Annotated in this window: 4 protein-coding genes; all 4 read right to left on the reverse strand. The window is 61.6% G+C overall.

Annotation, left to right across the window (positions count from 1 at the left end):
* Positions 1–2003: excinuclease ABC subunit A (locus D6877_RS04115; RefSeq protein WP_130909939.1), on the reverse strand; the 2003-nt coding region annotated here is incomplete at its 3' end.
* A gap of 38 nt (positions 2004–2041) precedes the next feature.
* Positions 2042–4153 (reverse strand): PAS domain-containing hybrid sensor histidine kinase/response regulator, encoded by a 2112-nt coding sequence (locus D6877_RS04120; RefSeq protein ID WP_130909937.1) that lies wholly within the window; start codon positions 4151–4153, stop codon positions 2042–2044.
* A 135-nt stretch (positions 4154–4288) separates the two neighbouring features.
* Positions 4289–4978 carry a GntR family transcriptional regulator gene (locus tag D6877_RS04125; RefSeq protein WP_016774461.1) on the reverse strand — a complete coding sequence of 230 codons (690 nt, stop codon included), beginning with the start codon at positions 4976–4978 and terminating at the stop codon, positions 4289–4291.
* A 27-nt stretch (positions 4979–5005) separates the two neighbouring features.
* A partial coding sequence (locus tag D6877_RS29545; protein ID WP_206662971.1) for a hypothetical protein occupies positions 5006–5208 on the reverse strand: 203 nt, incomplete at its 5' end.

Consider the following 5208-nt stretch of genomic DNA (forward strand, 5'->3'; position numbering starts at 1 on the left):
GAAAACTGCCCGGCGTCATAGCCCGCCGCTTGCGCTTCGGGAGTCGCGGCGAACAGCTTGCGCACGTTGTCGAACAAGCCGGTGTAAGTCGCCAGATTGGAGCGCGGCGTGCGTCCAATGGGTTTCTGATCAACCTGCACCAGGCGTTTGATCGACTCCAGCCCGGCGCTGATCTGCCCGGTGCTGGGCGGCGGCGGCGCGTCATCTTCCAGGCTCGGTTCTTCTGAATCTGCCTCGGCCACCGGACGGCCCAGCTGCGCGCCGACCAGTTCCAGCAAGGCCTGACTGACCAGACTCGATTTGCCAGAACCCGATACGCCGGTCACCGAGGTGAAACAGCCCAAGGGGAATTCGGCGCTGAGATTATTCAGGTTATTGCGGGTGACGCCGTCGAGCTTCAGCCATCCGCTCGGCTTGCGCGCGGCGCGCTCAGGGCGTTGGTTTTCGGCAAACAGATAGGCGCGGGTCTGCGAATCTGCAACATCAGCGAGTCCCGCAGGCGGACCGCTGTACAGCACGCGCCCGCCCTTCTCGCCCGCTGCCGGACCGACGTCGATCAGCCAGTCGGCACGGCGCATGGTTTCGACATCATGCTCGACCACAAACAATGTGTTGCCGTCCGCCTTCAAGCGCTGCAACGCCTCGAACAACGCCTCGCCATCCGCCGGATGCAGACCGGCAGACGGTTCGTCCAGGACATAAATCACCCCGAACAGCTGCGAACCCAATTGCGTGGCCAGGCGCAAGCGCTGCAACTCGCCCGACGACAAGGTCGGCGTACTGCGTTCCAGCGCGAGATAACCCAGGCCGAGATCGGTCAGGGTGCTGACCCGCTCCAGCAAATCCTCAGCAATGCGTTGCGCCGCCAGACGTTTTTCCAGCGACAGGTTCGGCGTGTGGCGCACGTCCGGCGCGCTGGCATGCCCGCTGGCGCCATGGGCGACCCGCTGCTGACGCGCCTCGCGGGTTTGCGCATGGCTGAGGGTGTCGCCGCTCTCCTCGGCCTGTTCCAGATAATTCGCCGCCGCTACCGGCCGCAGCACCTCGGCCACTTGCAGCAATGGCATCTGCGACAACTCACCAATGTCGTAACCGGCAAAGGTCACCGACAATGCCTCGCGCTTGAGCCGCTTGCCCTCGCACAACGGGCACGGGCTACCGCGCATGAACTGCGAAACGCGCTTCTTCATCAGCGCACTTTGCGAGTGGGTAAAGGTGTGCAGGATGTAGCGCCTGGCGCCGGTGAAGGTGCCCTGATAACTCGGTTCCATCTTGCGCTTGAGAGCGACGCGGGTTTCTTCCGGGGTCAGCCCGGCGTACACCGGCACCGTCGGCGTCTCTTCAGTGAAGAGAATCCAGTCGCGCTGCTTTTTCGGCAGTTTTTTCCACGGAATGTCGACATCGATGCCCATGGTCACCAGGATGTCGCGCAGGTTCTGCCCCTGCCACGCCAAGGGCCAGGACGCCACGGCGCGCTGGCGGATGGTCAGGTTCGGGTCCGGCACCATCAGCGCTTCGGTCACTTCATAGACGCGACCAAGTCCGTGACACTCCGGGCAGGCGCCCTGCGGCGTGTTCGGTGAAAAGTCTTCGGCATACAACATTGGCTGCCCCGGCGGATAACTGCCGGCGCGGGAATAGAGCATGCGGATCAGGCTCGATAACGTCGTCACGCTGCCCACCGACGAACGCGCACTTGGCGTGCCGCGCTGCTGTTGCAAAGCGACGGCGGGCGGCAGTCCTTCGATGGAATCGACATCCGGCACGCCGACCTGATCGATCAGCCGCCGCGCGTACGGCGCCACCGATTCGAAATACCGCCGCTGGGCCTCGGCATACAGCGTGGAAAACGCCAGCGACGACTTGCCCGAACCGGAGACACCGGTGAACACCACCAGCGCATCGCGCGGAATATCGACATCAACGTTCTTCAGGTTATGTTCGCGGGCGCCGCGCACACGAACCATGCCGGCGGGTGCTTTGGAATTGCGCTTGGAAATCATCGGCCTGCCTTGATTGAAAAACTGGGCAGCGCTCGGCATCAGGTGCCGAGCACCTCGCAAATCATCTGCAGTAACGCTTGCGGGCTGTAGGGTTTGCCGAGCAGATGCGTATCGGGGCTGAGCTGGTGGTCGCGGGAAATGATGTCGCGGGTATGCCCGGAGGTGAACAGCACCGGCACCGGCGGCGTCTGCACCTTGGCCCACGCGGCCAGATCGGAACTCTTGATCAGCCCGGGCATGACCACGTCGGTGAAGATCAGATCGATCTCGATGCCTTCCAGCAACATCTGCATGGCCACGTCGCCATTGCACGCGGTCATCACCCGATAACCTTCTTCGCGCAGCAACTCCACCGCCGAAGCGCGCACGGCGTCATTGTCTTCCACCACCAGAATGGTTTCGTGGCCACCGCTCTTGCGTTCGCCGACACTGGCGGTCTCTTCGCGAACCGGACGCAGACTGCGCGGGAAATACAACTGCACCCGCGTGCCTTCGCCGAGCTTGCTGTCGATCTCGACGTGGCCGCCACTCTGTTTGACGAAGCCGAAAACCATGCTCAGACCGAGGCCGGTGCCCTGGCCGTCGGCCTTGGTGGTGAAGAACGGTTCGAAGACCTGTTCCAGCATTTGTGGAGCAATGCCCACGCCGGTGTCGGTGACCGCCACGCGAACATACTCACCGGCCGCGATGCCCTTGCCGGCACAATATTCACTGTCCAGACAGACATTGGCGGCACTGAGGCCGATGACGCCCTCGCCCTTCATCGCGTCGCGGGCGTTGATCGCCAGATTGAGAATCGCGTTTTCCAACTGGTTGCGGTCGACGTTGATATGCCAAGGCTGCGGCGGCAGTTGCACGTCGATCTGAATGGTTTCGCCCAAGGCGCGTTGCAGCAACTCGCCAACGCCTTCGAAAATCTGCTCGGGGTTGCACACGGCGGGTGAAAGCGGTTGCCGCCGGGCAAATGCCAGCAGTTGCGAAGACAGTTTGGCCCCGCGCTCGACCGCCGCCAGCGAAGCCCCGACCCGGCGCTGCACGTTGGCATTGTTCGGCTCATGCCGAGCGAGCAAATGCAGGTTGCCGGCGATCACTTGCAGCAGATTGTTGAAGTCATGGGCAACGCCACCGGTCAGGCCGCCGATGGCTTCGAGTTTCTGCGACTGACGCAACTGTTCTTCTGCGGCCAGTCGCGCATCCACCTCGGCGGCCACGCGCTGTTCGAGGTTGCGGGTGAATTTGAGCAGCGACTCTTCAGCATTCTTGCGCTCATGAATATCGATCAGCACGCCGGGGAAGCGAAACGGCCTCCCGTCTTCATCGAACTCGCAGGCACCACTGGCCAGCACCCACAGATATTGGCCATCGCCGCGCTGCACACGGTATTCAGCGTTGTACGGCTCGCCAGTGCGCACGCAATGGGCGACCCGTTCCCGTACCCATGGGTGGTCGTCGGGATGAATGCGCGATTCGGCAATCTCTTGTTGCAGATCGCTCAGGTCCTGATCCGGCGGGTAGGAAAAGGTGCGGGCGAAACGTTCGTCAGCGGAGAAGCGATTGTTCTTGATGTCCCAGACAAACGAGCCCAGCAATGCGCCGGCATTCAGCGCCAGACGCACGCGCTCATTGTCGGCGCGATAGGCATCTTCGGCTGCCTGGCGCAGGCGCTCGGAGTGAACCAGTTCGGTGGTTTCGACCACCATCGCCATGACTCCGCCGGGCACGCCTTCGTCGTTGGCCACCGGGCTGTAATACAAATCCATCCAGACGTCTTCGGGCACGCCGTCGCGCAGCAATACCAGCTCTTTGTTGCGATAGGACAAGGTGCCACCGGCCAGGCAGGTGTCAACGACGTGGCGGTTGAATTCGGCGACTTCCGGCCAGCCCAGCTCAACCGGGACGCCAAGCAGATAGGGGTGGCGGCCGCCGGCGAATTCGGAATAAGCGTCGTTGTAGATCATGTAGCCGGCGTGCCCCCACAGCATCACCATGGGCAACGGCGAAGCCAGCATCAGTTGCACGGTGTTGCACAGGCTGGCCGGCCATTCGGCGAGCGCGCCCAGTTCGGTGTGGCTCCAGTCGAACGCACGGATGCGTTCGGCCATTTCGCCTTTCCAGCCTTCACAGCCGTGGCTTTCGGATAAAAACTGCATCGCCTGACTCAGTGTCCTTTTTTGCGGTTTTCCGATCTATCGCAACGCTACAACGACGCGACGCCCGTGTGTTTCGAGGCTGTGAAAACGCATTGGTTTCATCGCAGGTATAGCCGATTTGCGATGCAGAGCCATTCAGACGCCAATCAAGTGCTTGAGTGGGTGATAGCCGGTTTTCATTTTTGCCGCGACGTCGAGGATCGCTTTCTCGATTCCGTTGAGGTGCGTGCAGGTCAGTTCGATTGCGGCGCTCTGATTGCCGGCTTCGATGTACTCAAGCAAACGCAGGTGTTCATCGTCGCGGCAGGCTTGATGACTGTCGTCATCGAGCGCGGCGGCATACAGCGAGGCCCGGGAGATCAGCTTCTGGAACCAGTCGAGCAGTACCGGATTGTTCAGGCTGCGCGCCAGTTTGAGGTGGAACTCGCCGAGCAGATGGATCAGTCGTTCATGGTCGCCGGCAGCATGCGCGGCATCTTCCAGTAACAAGTGCTCACGCAGATCCTGCATGGCAACGCTGTCTTTACGCCGGCACAGTTCGGTGACGATGCCGATCTCGATCAGCCGCCGGGTTTCGAACAAGGAACGCAGCTCTGCGTCACTGGGCAGCGACACCGACGCGCCTTTGTTGGGCTCGGTCGTCACCAGACCATCGGCCTCCAATTGCTTGAGCGCAGCCCGCACCGAGGTGCGGCTGACATTGAACAGCTCGGCCAGCGAGGCCTCGCCCAGCTTCATGCCCGGGCGCAACGAACGCTTGCTGATCGCCGCGTAAACCCCTTGGTAGACGCGGTCAACCGTGGTTTCCAGCTTTTTTTCGCTCATTCGAACACTCCTTTGGCGTCGGGCAATTCATCCTGGCAGTGGCTGGCCATAGAGACTGATCGGTTCCCGTACCAGTGTGAAGCGCAGAATATCTGCCTTCGGCCCAAAGATGCAGCCTTTTGATTTATCTCGATTTTGGATAGACAGCCAAAAACCTGTGGGAGCGAGCTTGCTGGCGAAGGCGGCGGCACATTCAACATCGTCATTGCCTGACACTGCGCTTTCGCGAG

The sequence above is a fragment of the Pseudomonas sp. Sample_9 genome (assembly GCF_004307535.1).
In the GTDB taxonomy this organism is placed as follows: domain Bacteria; phylum Pseudomonadota; class Gammaproteobacteria; order Pseudomonadales; family Pseudomonadaceae; genus Aquipseudomonas; species Aquipseudomonas mercuritolerans.